Here is a 14,904-nt window from a genome sequence, read left to right as displayed (position 1 = left end):
GCGTTTGAGCGCCAACGAGCCGTGCGTTACGCCAATCATTTTTTCGGTTGCCCTGTCCGCGCCTGGGCAACCTCTTTGAGGCAATCATGGATAAACACCTGCAAAAACCTAAAATTCTGAAAGTGGAAACGGTCGCGCGTTCGCGTTTGTTCAACGTCGAGTCGGTCGATTTGGAATTCAGCAACGGTGTGCGGCGGGTGTATGAGCGCATGCGGCCTTCGGATCGCGAGGCGGTGATGATTGTACCGGTGATTGGCGATGACCTGCTGCTGATCCGCGAATATGCGGTGGGCACTGAATCCTATGAGCTGGGCTTCCCGAAAGGGTTGATCGATCCCGGCGAGGGGGTGCTGGAGGCGGCCAACCGCGAGCTGATGGAAGAAGTGGGATTCGGCGCCAGACGCTTTGATTTCCTCAGCAAGCTGACGATGGCGCCATCCTACTTTTCCAGCAAAATGAATATTGTGCTGGCGCACGATCTCTACCCGCAGAGCCTGGAAGGGGACGAACCGGAACCCCTGCCGCAGGTGCGCTGGCCGATCGCCAACATGATGGCGCTGCTGGCGGAACCGGATTTCCGTGAGGCGCGCAACGTCAGCGCGCTGTTCCTCTCCGAGGCGTTTCTGCGCGCTTCGCGCTGAGACGCTTCGCGCCGCATAAAAAAAGGGCCAGATTTCTCTGGCCCTTTTCGATCAGAACAGCTCGTGGCTTTCGCCGCCCGGATCGGTCAGCGTGGTGCCGGTATCGCGCGATGGGTAGTCCGTCGGCTGCGTTCCTTCGATAAAGTACTCGGAACGGCTGCCGCCGCCACCGCCAGAGAGCTTGCCGCTGCTCTTGTCGATGGTGACGCTGATGATGCCCGGAGGCGGCGTGACTTTCTGCTCCGGAATGCCTTCCAGCGCGATCTTCATGAAGTCGTCCCACGCCGGCTGGGCGCTCTTGGCACCGCCTTCGCCGCCGGAAATCTGATCCGGGATGGCGCCGGACACTGTCGAACGGCCCAGATCGCGGCGGTGATCGTCGAAGCCGATCCACACCGACGTCACGGTATCCGGGCCATAGCCGGAGAACCAGGCGTCTTTGGAACTGTTGGTGGTACCGGTTTTACCGCCGATATCATGACGTTTCAGATCGCGCCCGGCGCGCCAGGCGGTGCCCATCCAACCCGGTTCACCGAAGATGTTGCTGTTCAGCGCGTCGTGGATCAGGAAGGCCAGCGGCGTGCTGATCACGTGCGGCGCATACTGTTGGTCGCCGTCCTGCTGCACCTGAGCCGGGGTTACCTGCTCCAACTGCGGCATCGGCACCGTGCTGTTGCTGCCTTCCTGCGAGGTGGCGACGTTTTCGATGTTGTCATCGGACAGCACGGCCGAACGGTGAGTATCACCGTAGATGACCGGCAGGTTGCAGCTGCTGCAAACCACTTTAGGTTTGGCTTCGAACACCGTATTGCCGTTGTCGTCTTCAATTTTGGTGATGAAGTACGGATCGACCAGATAACCGCCGTTCGCCAGCACCGCGTAACCGCGCACCAGCTGCATCGGGGTGAAGGAAGCGGAGCCCAGCGCCAGCGATTCGGTATGCACGATGTTCTGTGCCGGGAAGCCGAAGCGCTGCAGATATTCCGCCGCGTAGTCGACGCCCATCGCACGCATCGCGCGCACCATCACCACGTTCTTCGACTGCCCCAGCCCTTGACGCAGACGAATCGGGCCATCGTAGGTCGGCGGCGAGTTCTTCGGCCGCCAGTCGGTGCCGGCGCCGGCATCCCAACGGGTGATCGGCAAGTCGTTCAGGATGGTGGCCAGCGTCAGGCCTTTATCCATCGCGGCGGTATACAGGAACGGTTTGATGTTCGAGCCCACCTGACGCAGGGCCTGCGTGACGCGGTTGAACTTGCTCTGGTTGAAATCGAAGCCGCCGACCAGCGCTTTCACCGCGCCGTCGTTCGGGTTGATGGAAACCAGCGCCGAGTTGACGTCCGGCACCTGCGACAGCCACCAGGCCTCGTTCACTTTACGCACCCAGACCTGCTGGCCTGGCTGCACCACGTCGGTGACGCGTTTCGGCGTTGGGCCTTGCTGAGTGTCTGAACGGTATGGGCGCGCCCAGCGCATGGTGGCCATCGGCAGGGCAATGCTGCTGCCGTCGGCCAGCATCGCCGTCGCTTCCTGCGGGTTGGCGGCGGTGATGACCGCCGGCGCCAGCGGGCCGTAGTTCGGCAGGTTTTTCAGCGAGTCGACAATCTGTTTGCGATCCCAGGCCGCTTCGCCGACTTTCCACAGCACGTTTGACGGGCCGCGATAGCCGTGGCGCATGTCATAGGCCAACACGTTATTGCGCACCGATTCCTGCGCCGCCAGCTGCAGCCGTTTGGTCACGGTGGTGTAAACCTTATAACCGTCGGTATAGGCGTTTTCACCGTAGCGCTTGATCATCTCCTGACGCACCATCTCGGAGAGATACGGGGCGGAGAAGCTGATTTCCGGCGCATGGTAGTTGGCGACCAAATCTTCAGAACGCGCCTGATCGTACTGCGCCTGAGTGATGTAGTGTTCGTCCAGCATGCGCGACAGCACTACGTTGCGACGGGCAACGGCGCGATCGTGCGAATAGAGCGGGTTGAAGGTGGACGGCGCTTTCGGCAGGCCGGCGATGGTCGCCATCTCGCTCAGGGTGAGCTGGCTGACGTCCTTGCCGAAATAGACCTGCGCGGCGGCGCCCACGCCGTAAGCGCGATAACCCAGGTAGATCTTGTTCAGATACAGCTCAAGGATTTCATCTTTGGTCAGCATCTGCTCGATGCGTACCGCCAGGAAGGCTTCCTTGATTTTACGCATCAGGGTGCGTTCCGGGCTTAAGAAGAAGTTACGCGCCAGCTGTTGGGTAATGGTGCTGGCCCCCTGGGAAGCGTGGCCGGAGACCAACGCGATGGAGGCCGCGCGGAAGATGCCGACCGGATCGACACCGTGGTGATCATAGAAGCGGCTGTCTTCGGTGGCGATAAATGCGTGCACCATCACCGGCGGAATTTGATCCAACTTCAGCGGAATGCGGCGCTTCTCGCCGTACTGGGCGATCAGTTCGCCATCGGCGCTGTAAACCTGCATCGGTATCTGCAGCCGCACGTCTTTCAGCGTTGCGACGTCGGGCAGCTGCGGCTCGACATATTTGTACAAGCCGAAAATCGAGGCTGCTCCCAGCACGATGCAACATACTGCAAGGATTAGTAAATACTTTACGAACTTCACCTGAGATTTCCCATTTCTAAGTCATTTGGGCAGTTTATAAACAACCGCGCGGTAGTATAAAGGCAAGCCTGCGACATGGATATGTTCTTTTATCATCGGATGTTATGGAGGCTTGTGAAACATGTTCCCTCAAGCATGGCAGGTGGGGCTGGATATACAAATCGACTGCGTGCGGGCGCTGGCGGTCCAACGCCGCCGCAACGGCTGGCAACTGCGTCACTGGTGGCAACAGACGCTGCCGCAGGCGGTTTTACGCGACGGCTGCCTGGCACCTTCCGAAGCCCTGATCCGGGCGCTGCGGCAATGGCGCGTCCAACTGCCGCGACATATTTCCTTACGCATTGCCCTGCCGGCGCAGCGGGTGTTGCAACAGTGCATGGCGCAGCCGGACGCGCGGCTGCGCGAGCCGGAACGCAGCGACTATATCGTTGGTCACGGCGTAAAGCAGTTCCCACTCGACGGCCAGACGCTGGCGCTCGACTATCGCGCTGCGCCGGCGGAGGGGGCGGCGCTGCTGTTGACCGCCGCGCGGCGGCAGGAGCTGCAGCAGTGGCTGCACTGTCTGCGCCAGGCGGGCCTGCATCCGCAAGCGGTCGATATTACGCCTTGCGCGCTGCGGATGATGGCGACGGCGGCGGGCGTGCCGCATACCGCGGGGCTGATGCATCGTCTCGAGCGAGAATGGCTGTGGGTGGCGCCGGCCGACGGCGCGTTCGCGTTCGGGCTGACGCCGGGCGACGATGACGCGCAGGCGCTGCGGGCGCTGCAAGCCCAGACGCCGGCGGACGATGATCGACCGGTCTATGCCGGCAGCGTGCTGGCAGGAGCCTTGCCCGTCGGCTGCCTTTCCTGGTCGCCGCTCAGCGCCTTCACGCAGCTGCGTCCGCCGTTGCCCGTGCATCCCTCAGCGTTCGCGTTGGCCGGCGGTCTGGCGCTGCGCGAGGAGGACCGCTGATGTACCAGGTCAACTTTTTGCCCTGGCGGCAACGTCGCGATCGGCGGCGCGGCTGCTTCTGGCTGGGCGTGTTGCTGTTGCAGATAACGGTGCTGTTGCTGGCAGGGGGCCTCGTCGCCGGCCAACTGCGTCATCAACAGGCGCAGCGTCAGGAGCGGCTGGCGCTGTTGGAAGAAGAGCTGGCGGCAGTGACGCTGCTCGTCCGTCAGCAGCAGCAAGAGCGGGCGCAACGGGCGCGATACAGCGCCCTCGCTGAACGGCAGGCGCGCAATGCCCAACATAACCGGCGTTATTTGCAACTGCTGCAGCAACTCTCCTCCTGCCTCCCCCCACCGCTGTGGCTCACGGCGTTGGACAGCGATGCGGCGAACGGCCTGCGGCTGCGTGGATTGAGCCGTTCTCCTGCCGCCATTTCGCAGTTCGAACGGCGGCTGGCGGGGATGCCCGCGTTACCGCGGCTGCGTTTGGCGGAGGTGGCGCAACGCGACGACGGCCTGTACGCCTTTCATCTGGTGGCGCAATGGGGGCGTGATGGATAACCGTTTGCCATCTGGGCTGCGCTTCTTGCTGGGCCTGTCGGGCCGGCGATTGCTGGCCGCGCAATGGCTGGGCATCGGCACGTTGGCGTTGTTGGGTGGGGGCTGGATGCTGCAAGACGAATGGCGTCAGCGGGAAAGTGCGACAGAGCGGCAACAGCGCTTGCTGCAACAGATCGCCGTGGCGCAGCGCCAACTGGACGAGGCGCCGGTCGCCCTGATACCGCCGACGCCGCTCACTCCGGCCGCCACCGGCGATCTGACGAACGGGCTGCAACGTGCGGGGGGCGCCTTATTACGCTGGCAGCGGCAGGAAAAACCGCCGCGGCAGACGCTGAGCTTGCGCATTGACTACCCCGGTTTGTTGGCGCTGCTGGAGGCGCTGCCCGCCGATTTGCGTCTCGAACAATTGAGCGTGGAGACGCCGCCGCAGGGCATGACGGCGCGGTTGGTTTTACAGGATGCCGCCGAGGAGCTGGCCGATGAGTAAAAGATCCGGCCGTTGGTGGTGGCTGCTATGGCCGTGGGCCTTATGCGCCGAACCGCGCGACCCGTTTGCGCCGCCTCCGATGCCTGCTTGCGCCCAGACAGAGACATCCCCGGCGGGCTGGCGATTGAAAGGCGTCATCGGGCAACCGATGCAGCGCTATGGCTGGGTGGTGACGCCGGCGGGGCAATGGTTGCGCCTGCGGCCGCAACAACGGGTGCTTGCCGAGCGCTGGCAGGTGACGCAGGTGCAGGCGCGCAGCCTGACGTTGAAGGCGCTGACGGCCGAACCGGAGTGCCCGACGAGCCGCGACGACATATCGCTGATGATCGACGACAAGGATGACAAATCATGAAAGGACGCGCTGGACTGGGCTTGGCGCTAGGGTGTTTGGCGCTCGGCGCCGCGCAGGCTCAGGATAAACAGATAATCTCATTGGAGTTTCAGGATGCGCCGGTCACGGTCATCCTGCAGGCCTTGGCGGATTATCGGCAGATGAACCTGATCGCCGCGCCGGGCGTGAGCGGCAACCTGACGCTGCGGTTGGAGGATGTGCCCTGGCCCCAGGCGCTGGCGCTGACCCTGCGTATGGGCAAACTGACGATGACGCGGGAGGGTAACGTGATGCTGATCTCCCCGGAGCCGGATGCGCGGGAAAAAAGACAGCTGCAAGAGGCGCTGGCGCAGCGGCAACCCTTGCACAGCCTGACGATGACCGTGCAAAACGGCGATGCGGCGGAAATTGCCGAAAGCCTCAACGCCCAACGTGGCGCGTTGCTGAGCGAGCGTGGCAGCGTGTTGGCGGATAAACGCACCAATACGCTGCTGCTGCGCGACACCGCGCCGATTGTGGCGCAGTTGAAAAAGCGGATAACGGAAATGGATGCGCCGCTGGCACAGGTGCAACTGGCGGCGCATATCGTGACCATCAACAGCGAAAGCCTGCGTGAGCTCGGCGTGCGTTGGGGATTGGCGCCCGACGACAGGCCGGCGCGGCCGCTGCGGCCGGGCAATATCGGCGTTAACCTGCCGTTGGAGCGCAGCGCGGTGAACGCCGGTTTCCATCTGGCGCGCATCAGCGGGCGTTTGCTGAGCCTGGAGCTGACGGCGCTGGAGCAGGAAAATCAGGTGGAGATCATCGCCAGCCCGCGTCTCCTGACGGCGCATCTGCAAACCGCCAGCATCAAGCAAGGGACGGAGATCCCTTATGAAGTGTCCAGCGGCGCCAGCGGTGCGACCGCCATCGAGTTTAAAGAGGCGGTGCTGGGCATGGAGGTGACGCCGAAGGTGTTGCCGGACGGGCGCATCACGCTGACGCTGCAGATCAGCCAAAATATGCCGGGGCGCGCCATCAGCCGAGGGGCCGGAGAGGCGTTGACCATCGATAAACAGGAGATTAAGACGCAGATCACGGTGAAAAACGGCGAAACCCTGGTGCTCGGCGGCATTTTTCAACGGCATCGCGGCAAGACGGCGGACAAGGTGCCGGGACTGGGGGATGCGCCGCTGCTGGGGGGCTTGTTCCGGCAGAGCGGCGCACAACAGAAAAAACGCGAGCTGGTGATCTTTATTACGCCAACCCTGATTAAGGGATAAGCGGCGGCCTGTCGGCCGGGCGGCAAATCGCCTAAAGTTGATGAGCAGATACACTTTTTTATCCCCTTGGGGGGATCTGCGTTTGACGCTGCGGCCGATTTAGCTTACAAGGGTTACCGAATTGAGCACCGAGGTTTTTTGTTAGCGCCAAGACGCCGTTAAAAACATATGGTTTCCCTCCCGCGGCGTGGATTGCGATTTATTCGGTTGCCAAACTACCAAGAGTGTTGAGATAATTTTTCGTCTGATCTCGCACTATCGCTCATGAGGTTTCAGTTTAGGTCCCGCCGCTGATTTGATTGGCGGGGCGGGTTAACATTAACGAATTGTCTTAGTAATACCGAAAAACATGGCAGAGAAACGCAATATCTTTCTGGTTGGGCCTATGGGTGCCGGCAAAAGCACTATTGGCCGTCAGTTAGCTCAGCAACTCAATATGGAGTTCTTCGACTCCGATCAAGAAATTGAGCGACGTACCGGAGCTGACGTGGGCTGGGTATTCGACGTGGAAGGGGAAGAAGGTTTCCGCGATCGTGAAGAAAAAGTCATTAATGAACTGACGGAAAAACAAGGGATTGTGTTGGCGACCGGCGGCGGTTCGGTGAAGTCGCGCGAAACGCGCAACCGTCTGTCCGCGCGCGGCGTGGTGGTTTATCTCGAAACCACGATCGAAAAGCAGTTGGCTCGTACCCAGCGTGATAAAAAACGCCCGCTGCTGCAGGTTGATTCTCCGCCGCGTGAAGTGCTGGAAGCTTTGGCGAAAGAGCGCAATCCGTTGTATGAAGAGATTGCCGATGTCACCATTCGCACCGACGATCAGAGCGCTAAAGTGGTTGCCAACCAGATCATCAACATGCTGGAAAGCAACTGATTGCTGATTTTCGCGTTCGCCGTCGGCCAATGCGGAAAACTGATTTGTGTTCCCCGCCGTTGCGGGGATCAACCACCGCCGTACCATACAGAGAACTAAGCGCGACATGGAGAGAATTACTGTAACGCTTGGGGAGCGCAGCTACCCGATTACCATCGCCGCCGGATTGTTTGACGATCCGGCTTCTTTTATGCCGTTAAAGGCGGGTGAACAAGCGATGTTGGTCACCAACCAGACCCTGGCGCCGCTCTATCTGGAGCGTGTCCGGCAGGTGCTGGAGCAGAGCGGCGTCGTGGTGGATCAGGTGATTCTTCCCGATGGTGAGCAGTACAAATCTCTGGCGGTGTTGGAGCAGGTGTTTTCGGCGCTGCTCGAAAAACCGCACGGGCGCGATACCACGCTGATCGCGCTCGGTGGCGGCGTTGTCGGCGATCTGACCGGCTTTGCCGCCGCGTGCTACCAACGCGGCGTGCGCTTCATTCAGGTTCCCACCACGCTGCTGTCGCAGGTGGACTCCTCCGTGGGCGGCAAGACCGCCGTCAACCACCCGCTCGGCAAAAACATGATCGGCGCTTTCTATCAACCCGCTTCGGTGGTGGTTGATCTGGATTGCCTGAAAACGCTGCCGACGCGTGAACTCTCTTCCGGCCTGGCCGAAGTCATCAAATACGGGATCATCCTCGATCGCGAGTTTTTCGTCTGGTTGGAACATAACATCGATGCGCTGATGGCGTTGGATATGCAGGCGTTGGCCTACTGTATTCGCCGCTGCTGCGAGCTGAAGGCCGAGGTGGTGGCCGCAGACGAACGCGAAAGCGGTCTGCGCGCCCTGCTGAATCTGGGCCATACTTACGGCCATGCTATCGAAGCCGAGATGGGCTACGGCGTGTGGCTGCACGGTGAGGCGGTGGCTGCGGGCATGGTGATGGCGGCGGAAACCGCGCACCGTCTCGGCCAGTTCTCCGTTGAAGACATCGAGCGCATCAAAGCGCTGCTGCTGCGCGCCGGCTTGCCGGTCTGCGGGCCGCAGGAAATGACGCCGGAATCCTACTTGCCGCACATGTTGCGCGACAAGAAAGTGCTGGCGGGGGAACTGCGTTTGGTGTTGCCGACCGCGATCGGTGCGGCGGAAGTGCGCGGCGGCGTAGGGCATGAGCTGGTGCTGGCGTCGATCGCCGCCTGCTTGCCTGAGCGGAAGCGTAATTAAATCGGACTAAGTAACAGTGGCTTAGCCGCCATTAGCATCTATATTAATACAGTGAGCAGAGCACGACGGGTGTCGCTTTGCCATCATCGGGTTAATCCGCCCGTGCCACGGTAGGTCTACGGTGGTGGGCTTTTGCCTCTAGTTGGAGGGTTTCAGATGGACGAGTTTAAACCGGAAGACGATCTCAGACCTGATAGCAGCGATCGTCGTCCTACGCGTTCGCGCAAGCCGGCCGCCGCGCCGCGCTTCGCCGTTTCGCGCCAGCATTTGATGATTGGCATCGGCATTTTGGTGCTGCTGCTGCTGATTATCGGCATCGGTTCAGCCCTGAAGGCGCCGACCAAACATGAAGCGGCTCAGGAGAGCGGCGCGCAAAACGGCGCGGCCCGCGATATCAACCTGTCCGGTTCTTCGTCGCTGACCACCGCCAATAACGGCGTGCCGGGCGGCACGACGGATACCCACGATAATAACGGCGTGAGCGCGACTCAGCCGCAGCAACCGCAGAACGTCAGCGTTCCGCCGATCTCCGGCACGCCGACCGAAGCGCAAACGCAGCCTCAGCAAGGCGGTGCGCAGCAGCGCGTTGATTTGCCGGGCAACATGGCGGATGCGCTGTCGCAGCAGCAGGGGCAGGTTGACGCCGCTACGCAGGGCATGACCGGCGCAGCGTCGACGTTGCCGACCGCACCGGCCACGGTGATGAGCGGCGCCGCAGCGCGCGAAGCGACGCGTCCTGTGCAGGGCACTGCCCCGCAACAGCATAAGACGCCGGCGAAAACCGCCGCCGCCAAACCGACCGCAACGCAGCATAAATCACCGACTACGGTGTATACGCCGCCGGCCAAGCCGTCTTCCACCGCGAAAGCGGGAGCGGTCGCCAGCAGTGGCAGTTCTGTGCAGTCTGCGCCGGGCAGCCACTATACCTTGCAACTGAGCAGCGCTTCGCGTTCCGATACGCTGAACGCCTATGCCAAACAGCAGAAGCTGCAGAATTACCTGGTGTACGCCACCAAGCGTGACGGCAAGCCGTGGTACGTGCTGGTGAGCGGCAACTATGCGTCTTCTGCGGAAGCGAAGCGCGCCATTGCTTCGTTGCCGGCCGATGTGCAGGCGAAAAAACCATGGGTTCGACCTGTACACCAAGTGCAGCAAGATCTTAAAAAATAAATCATTTAAATTTGTGCGCTGATGTGCTGTCTGAAACAGAGTACAATCCGCCGCTCTGAATTGTATAAGTAGCTAATTGACGGCATGAAGAAAAACCGCGCTTTTTTAAAATGGGCTGGTGGAAAATACCCGCTGGTAGATGAGATTCGTCGCCATCTGCCGGCGGGAGACTGCTTAATCGAGCCCTTCGTGGGTGCGGGATCCGTCTTTCTGAATACGGATTACGACGCCTACATTCTCGCCGACATCAATAGCGATCTTATCAACCTGTATAACATCGTTAAGCTGCGCACGGATGACTTCGTGCGCGATGCCCGCACGCTTTTCGCCGATGAATTCAATAACTCGGATCAGTTTTACCTGCTGCGAGAAGAGTTCAATACTAGCACCGAGCCTTACCGCCGGGCGCTGCTGTTCCTGTACCTGAACCGTCACTGCTATAACGGCCTGTGCCGCTATAACCTGCGCGGCGAGTTCAATGTGCCGTTTGGCCGGTACAAGAAACCGTACTTCCCGGAAGAAGAGCTCTACTGGTTTGCTGAAAAATCGCGCAATGCCACTTTTGTCTGTGAGCATTACCGCGATACCATGGCGAAGGCTGCAGCCGGCGCCGTGGTGTATTGCGATCCGCCTTATGCGCCGCTGTCGGCGACGGCGAATTTCACCGCTTACCACACCAACAGCTTCAGCATCGCCGATCAGCAGAGCCTGGCGCATCTGGCGCATCAGCTCTCGGTAGAGAGCCGGGTGCCGGTATTGATTTCCAATCACGATACCGAGCTGACGCGCGACTGGTACCAGCATGCTGCGCTGTATGTGGTGAAAGCGCGCCGCACGATCAGCCGCAATATTCTCGGCCGCAGCAAAGTGAACGAGCTTTTGGCGCTGTATCGCTAAGCCGGGGGCACCCCGGCGCATAACAACTCGACCCTACGTTTGGAGAAGCGGATGAAAAAGTTTTTGATTGCCCCGTCCATTCTGTCGGCAGATTTTGCCCGGTTAGGTGAAGATACCGCTAACGTGCTGGCCGCAGGCGGCGACGTGGTGCACTTCGACGTCATGGACAACCACTACGTGCCCAATCTGACCATCGGTCCGATGGTGTGCGAAGCGCTGCGCAACTACGGCATTACCGCGCCGATTGACGTGCATCTGATGGTCAAGCCGGTGGACCGCATCGTGCCTGACTTCGCCAAGGCCGGCGCGTCTTATATCTCTTTCCACCCTGAAGCCTCCGAACATGTCGATCGCACCATTCAGCTGATCAAAGAGCACGGCTGTAAGGCCGGCCTGGTGTTCAACCCGGCGACCCCGCTGAGCTATCTTGATTACGTGATGGATAAAATCGACGTGATCCTGCTGATGTCGGTCAACCCGGGCTTCGGCGGCCAGTCGTTCATCCACGGCACGCTCGACAAGCTGCGCCAGGTGCGCAAACTGATCGACGACAGCGGCCGCGATATCCGTCTCGAAGTCGACGGCGGGGTGAAGGTGGACAACATCGCCGAAATCGCCGCCGCGGGCGCCGATATGTTTGTCGCCGGTTCCGCCATCTTTGGCCAGCCGGACTACCGCAAGGTGATCGACGAAATGCGCAGCGAGCTGGCGAAGGTTTCCCATGGCTGATTTCGGCGCGATCCGCGCACTGGCCTTCGATCTTGACGGTACGCTGGTCGACAGCGCGCCGGGCCTCGCGGCCGCCATCGATATGGCGCTGGAAGAGAGGGGGCTGCCGCAAGCGGGTGAAGAGCGAGTTGGCACCTGGATCGGCAACGGCGCCGACGTGCTGGTGCAGCGCGCGCTGCGCTGGGCGGAAGCGGAAGACACGCCGGAGCAGTGCAGCCGGCTGCGTGAGCGCTTCGATCATTTCTACGCGCAGACTGTTGACAGCGGCAGCCGCCTGTTCCCGCAGGTGCAAGAGACGCTGGCCCGCCTGGCCGCGCACGGTTACCCGATGGCATTGGTGACCAACAAGCCGACGCCGTTCGTGGCGCCGCTGCTGGCATCGCTGGGCATTGGCGAGTATTTTTCGCTGGTGATCGGCGGCGACGACGTGACGGAAAAGAAACCTCACCCGGCGCCGTTGTATCTGGTGCTCGGCAAGCTTGGGTTGCGAGCGCATGAACTGCTGTTCGTCGGCGATTCGCGCAACGATATTCAAGCCGCTCAGGGGGCCGGTTGCCCGAGCGTCGGTTTTACCTACGGTTATAACTACGGCGAATCGATCGCCCTGAGCCACCCCGATCGGGTGTTGGAGCGCTTCGCCGATTTGTTGCCCGCTCTTGGGCTGTCATCTTTAGAGAATCAGGAAATTTAAACATGAGTAAGCCCATCGTATTTAGCGGCGCGCAGCCGTCCGGCGAACTGACCATCGGCAACTACATGGGTGCGCTGCGTCAGTGGGTGCAGATGCAGGACGACTACGACTGCATCTACTGCATCGTCGATCTGCATGCCATCACCGTGCGCCAAGACGCCGAAAAGCTGCGCAAAGCCACGCTGGATACGCTGGCGCTGTATCTGGCCTGCGGTATCGATCCGGAAAAAAGCACCATCTTCGTGCAGTCGCACGTGCCTGAGCACACGCAGCTGAGCTGGGTGCTGAACTGCTACACCTATTTCGGCGAACTGAGCCGCATGACGCAGTTCAAAGACAAATCCGCACGCTACGCGGAGAACATCAACGCCGGGCTGTTCAGCTATCCGGTGCTGATGGCGGCGGACATCCTGCTGTATCAAACCAATCAGGTGCCGGTGGGCGAAGACCAGAAACAACACCTGGAACTGAGCCGCGACGTGGGCCAGCGTTTCAACGCGCTGTACGGCGACGTGTTCAAAGTGCCGGAGCCGTTTATTCCTAAATCCGGCGCACGCGTGATGTCGCTGCAGGAACCGACCAAGAAGATGTCCAAGTCGGACGATAACCGCAACAACGTGATCGGCCTGCTGGAAGATCCGAAAGCGGTGACCAAAAAGATCAAACGCGCAATGACCGACTCGGAAGAGCCACCTGTCGTGCGTTACGACGTGGTCAACAAGGCGGGCGTCTCCAACCTGTTGGACATCCTCGCCGGCGTCACCGGCAAGAGCATCGCGCAGCTGGAAGCCGAGTTCGAAGGCCAAATGTACGGCCACCTGAAAGGCGCGGTGGCGGAAGCCGTCTCCGGCATGCTGGCTGAGCTGCAGGAGCGTTACCACCGCTTCCGCAACGACGAAGCCTACCTGCAGCAGGTGATGCGCGACGGCGCCGCCAAAGCCCGTGCACGCGCGCAGGAAACCCTGGCGAAGGTTTATCAGGCCGTCGGTTTCGTACCGCCGCAGGCGTAACGCCGGCGCAAATAAAAAAAGCGGCCTTGGGCCGCTTTTTTTACGTCGGTATCACGCCATTTGCGCCAGGCCGGCGGGCGGGGCTTCGCTGGCGAACCAATTGAGCTTGCTGCGCAGGCTGACCACGCTGCCGACGATGATCAGGCTGGGGCTGGCGGCCTGCAGGGACAAGGCGCCCAGTTGGCCAAGCTCGCCTTCGATCACCCGCTGGCGACAGGAAGTGCCGTTTTCCACCAGCGCCACCGGTGTGGCGGCCGGCAGTCCGTTCGCGATCAGCCGGCGCTGGATCTCCGCCGCCTGCGACAGCCCCATATAGAACACCAGCGTCTGTTGCCCGGCGGCCAGCGTCGCCCAGTCCAATCCACCGTCGGCCTTGGCGTGGCCGGTCACCAGACGCACGCTCTGCGCGTGGTCGCGGTGGGTGAGCGGGATGCCGCTGTAGGCGGAACAGCCGGAGGCGGCGGTGATGCCCGGCACCACCGAGAACGGTACGTTGGCGTCCGCCAGCGTTTCCAGCTCTTCGCCGCCGCGGCCGAAGATAAAGGGATCGCCGCCCTTCAGGCGCACCACGCGTTTGCCTTGCCGCGCTTGCTGCAGCAAGATGTGGTTGATCTGCTCCTGCGGCACGCAGTGATGGCCGGCGCGTTTGCCAACGAAGATGCGCTCGGCGTCGCGACGAACCAGCGTCATGATCGCTTCGGAGACCAGCCGGTCGTAAACCACCACGTCGGCCTGCTGGATCTGTTGCAGCCCTTTCAGCGTCAGCAGGCCGGCATCGCCCGGCCCGGCGCCCACCAGCACCACTTCACCGCGATCCTCCGGCCGTTCGCTGAACAGCTGTTCGAGCTGGCGTTCGGCCAGAGCCGCGTCGTCATTGGCCAGCGATTGCGCCAGCCGATCGTGAGCGAACAGCCGCTCCCAGAAGCGGCGGCGCGCGCCGAGGCTGCTGAAGCGCTGTTTCACCCGTTGACGCAGCGATCCGCCGAGCTGCGCCAGCTTGCCGAGGTGTTGCGGCAGCAGCGCTTCCAGCTTCTCGCGCAGCAGCCGCGCCAACACCGGCGCTTTGCCGCCGGAGGACACCGCCACCACGATCGGCGAACGATCGATGATCGACGGCATGATAAAGCTGGCGCGTTTCGGGTCATCGACCACGTTGCAGAACACCCGCTGCTGGTTGGCGCACTGGTACACCCGCGCGTTGACCTCCAGCCGGTCAGTGGCGGCGATCACCAACCATTTTTCCGTCAGCAGGGCCGGGCTGAATTCGCCCTCGGCCAGCGTCAACAGGCCTTCTGCCGCCCACTGGTGGAACTGCGGGCTGAAGGCCAGGGCGTTGACGGTCAGCGCCGCACCGGCGTCCAGCAGCAGGCGCGCCTTGCGTTCGGCGATTTCGCCGCCGCCGACCAGCAGGCAGGCTTTGTGTTGCAGTTGGCAGAAAATCGGCAGGTAGTCCATCGGCATTCCTCAGGGTTATCGGCGTGGGGGCGGGATGCGCCCCCGAAAG

The 14,904-nt window shown here is 61.5% G+C and carries 15 protein-coding genes; 13 read left to right on the top strand and 2 right to left on the bottom strand.

Annotated elements, in window-relative coordinates; all coding sequences use genetic code 11:
• Positions 1–86 precede the first annotated feature (86 nt).
• Positions 87–641: an ADP compounds hydrolase NudE gene (gene nudE, locus CPH57_RS19335; RefSeq protein ID WP_033645281.1), complete on the top strand. Its 555-nt coding sequence runs from the start codon at positions 87–89 to the stop codon at positions 639–641.
• 51 nt (positions 642–692) lie between these two features.
• On the opposite strand, the gene mrcA is transcribed toward nudE, so the two are convergent.
• A complete protein-coding gene (gene mrcA, locus CPH57_RS19330) occupies positions 693–3,251 on the bottom strand; it encodes a peptidoglycan glycosyltransferase/peptidoglycan DD-transpeptidase MrcA (RefSeq protein WP_033645280.1) in 2,559 nt (852 codons plus the stop codon).
• 121 nt (positions 3,252–3,372) lie between these two features.
• Between mrcA and pilM the strand changes: the two genes are divergently transcribed.
• From pilM to trpS, 12 genes are all read left to right on the top strand, one after another.
• A complete protein-coding gene (pilM, locus tag CPH57_RS19325; RefSeq protein WP_033645279.1) occupies positions 3,373–4,206 on the top strand; it encodes a type IV pilus biogenesis protein PilM in 834 nt (277 codons plus the stop codon).
• Positions 4,206–4,745 (top strand): PilN domain-containing protein, encoded by a 540-nt coding sequence (locus CPH57_RS19320; RefSeq protein WP_033645278.1) that lies wholly within the window; start codon positions 4,206–4,208, stop codon positions 4,743–4,745. Before pilM ends, CPH57_RS19320 begins: the two co-directional genes overlap by 1 nt.
• The gene (locus CPH57_RS19315) at positions 4,738–5,232 is read left to right on the top strand and encodes a hypothetical protein (protein ID WP_046687925.1); all 495 of its coding nucleotides are present in this window, start codon (positions 4,738–4,740) and stop codon (positions 5,230–5,232) included. Before CPH57_RS19320 ends, CPH57_RS19315 begins: the two co-directional genes overlap by 8 nt.
• The gene (locus tag CPH57_RS19310) at positions 5,225–5,584 is read left to right on the top strand and encodes a HofP DNA utilization family protein (RefSeq protein WP_046687924.1); all 360 of its coding nucleotides are present in this window, start codon (positions 5,225–5,227) and stop codon (positions 5,582–5,584) included. Before CPH57_RS19315 ends, CPH57_RS19310 begins: the two co-directional genes overlap by 8 nt.
• On the top strand, positions 5,581–6,825 hold the full coding sequence (hofQ, locus tag CPH57_RS19305; protein WP_089192327.1) for a DNA uptake porin HofQ: 1,245 nt from the start codon (positions 5,581–5,583) through the stop codon (positions 6,823–6,825). Before CPH57_RS19310 ends, hofQ begins: the two co-directional genes overlap by 4 nt.
• Before the next feature lie 349 nt (positions 6,826–7,174).
• Entirely contained in the window at positions 7,175–7,696 is a 522-nt protein-coding gene (aroK, locus tag CPH57_RS19300) for a shikimate kinase AroK (protein WP_004391482.1), read from the top strand.
• 106 nt (positions 7,697–7,802) lie between these two features.
• The gene (gene aroB, locus CPH57_RS19295; protein WP_046687922.1) at positions 7,803–8,903 is read left to right on the top strand and encodes a 3-dehydroquinate synthase; all 1,101 of its coding nucleotides are present in this window, start codon (positions 7,803–7,805) and stop codon (positions 8,901–8,903) included.
• A 156-nt stretch (positions 8,904–9,059) separates the two neighbouring features.
• Complete coding sequence (locus CPH57_RS19290; protein WP_033645274.1) at positions 9,060–10,073, top strand: SPOR domain-containing protein; 1,014 nt, start codon at positions 9,060–9,062, stop codon at positions 10,071–10,073.
• 84 nt (positions 10,074–10,157) lie between these two features.
• Entirely contained in the window at positions 10,158–10,970 is an 813-nt protein-coding gene (gene dam / locus CPH57_RS19285) for an adenine-specific DNA-methyltransferase (RefSeq protein WP_033651736.1), read from the top strand.
• A gap of 51 nt (positions 10,971–11,021) precedes the next feature.
• On the top strand, positions 11,022–11,699 hold the full coding sequence (gene rpe / locus CPH57_RS19280; protein ID WP_019456160.1) for a ribulose-phosphate 3-epimerase: 678 nt from the start codon (positions 11,022–11,024) through the stop codon (positions 11,697–11,699).
• The gene (locus tag CPH57_RS19275) at positions 11,692–12,390 is read left to right on the top strand and encodes a phosphoglycolate phosphatase (protein WP_033645272.1); all 699 of its coding nucleotides are present in this window, start codon (positions 11,692–11,694) and stop codon (positions 12,388–12,390) included. The genes rpe and CPH57_RS19275 overlap by 8 nt, the downstream gene beginning before the upstream one ends.
• A 2-nt stretch (positions 12,391–12,392) precedes the next feature.
• Positions 12,393–13,400: a tryptophan--tRNA ligase gene (trpS, locus tag CPH57_RS19270; protein WP_004930324.1), complete on the top strand. Its 1,008-nt coding sequence runs from the start codon at positions 12,393–12,395 to the stop codon at positions 13,398–13,400.
• A gap of 51 nt (positions 13,401–13,451) precedes the next feature.
• On the opposite strand, the gene cysG is transcribed toward trpS, so the two are convergent.
• Positions 13,452–14,855, bottom strand: a complete 1,404-nt coding sequence (gene cysG / locus CPH57_RS19265) for a siroheme synthase CysG (RefSeq protein WP_096242654.1) — start codon at positions 14,853–14,855, stop codon at positions 13,452–13,454.
• Positions 14,856–14,904 lie beyond the last annotated feature (49 nt).

The organism is Serratia sp. JKS000199, from assembly GCF_900215455.1.
GTDB lineage: Bacteria > Pseudomonadota > Gammaproteobacteria > Enterobacterales > Enterobacteriaceae > Serratia > Serratia ureilytica.
Note: the sequence above shows the minus strand (reverse complement) of the source record. Positions and strands in the feature narration are given on the sequence as shown.

Bases quoted from the DNA above. Each gene is read 5' to 3' on its own strand.
- CPH57_RS19310 (WP_046687924.1), top strand. From the start codon at position 5,225: ATGAGTAAAAGATCCGGCCGTTGGTGGTGGCTGCTATGGCCGTGGGCC.
- CPH57_RS19320 (WP_033645278.1), top strand. From the start codon at position 4,206: ATGTACCAGGTCAACTTTTTGCCCTGGCGGCAACGTCGCGATCGGCGG.
- aroB (WP_046687922.1), top strand. From the start codon at position 7,803: ATGGAGAGAATTACTGTAACGCTTGGGGAGCGCAGCTACCCGATTACC.
- trpS (WP_004930324.1), top strand. From the start codon at position 12,393: ATGAGTAAGCCCATCGTATTTAGCGGCGCGCAGCCGTCCGGCGAACTG.
- CPH57_RS19290 (WP_033645274.1), top strand. From the start codon at position 9,060: ATGGACGAGTTTAAACCGGAAGACGATCTCAGACCTGATAGCAGCGAT.
- dam (WP_033651736.1), top strand. From the start codon at position 10,158: ATGAAGAAAAACCGCGCTTTTTTAAAATGGGCTGGTGGAAAATACCCG.
- pilM (WP_033645279.1), top strand. From the start codon at position 3,373: ATGTTCCCTCAAGCATGGCAGGTGGGGCTGGATATACAAATCGACTGC.
- CPH57_RS19275 (WP_033645272.1), top strand. From the start codon at position 11,692: ATGGCTGATTTCGGCGCGATCCGCGCACTGGCCTTCGATCTTGACGGT.
- nudE (WP_033645281.1), top strand. From the start codon at position 87: ATGGATAAACACCTGCAAAAACCTAAAATTCTGAAAGTGGAAACGGTC.
- hofQ (WP_089192327.1), top strand. From the start codon at position 5,581: ATGAAAGGACGCGCTGGACTGGGCTTGGCGCTAGGGTGTTTGGCGCTC.
- rpe (WP_019456160.1), top strand. From the start codon at position 11,022: ATGAAAAAGTTTTTGATTGCCCCGTCCATTCTGTCGGCAGATTTTGCC.
- CPH57_RS19315 (WP_046687925.1), top strand. From the start codon at position 4,738: ATGGATAACCGTTTGCCATCTGGGCTGCGCTTCTTGCTGGGCCTGTCG.
- aroK (WP_004391482.1), top strand. From the start codon at position 7,175: ATGGCAGAGAAACGCAATATCTTTCTGGTTGGGCCTATGGGTGCCGGC.
- cysG (WP_096242654.1), bottom strand. From the start codon at position 14,855: ATGGACTACCTGCCGATTTTCTGCCAACTGCAACACAAAGCCTGCCTG.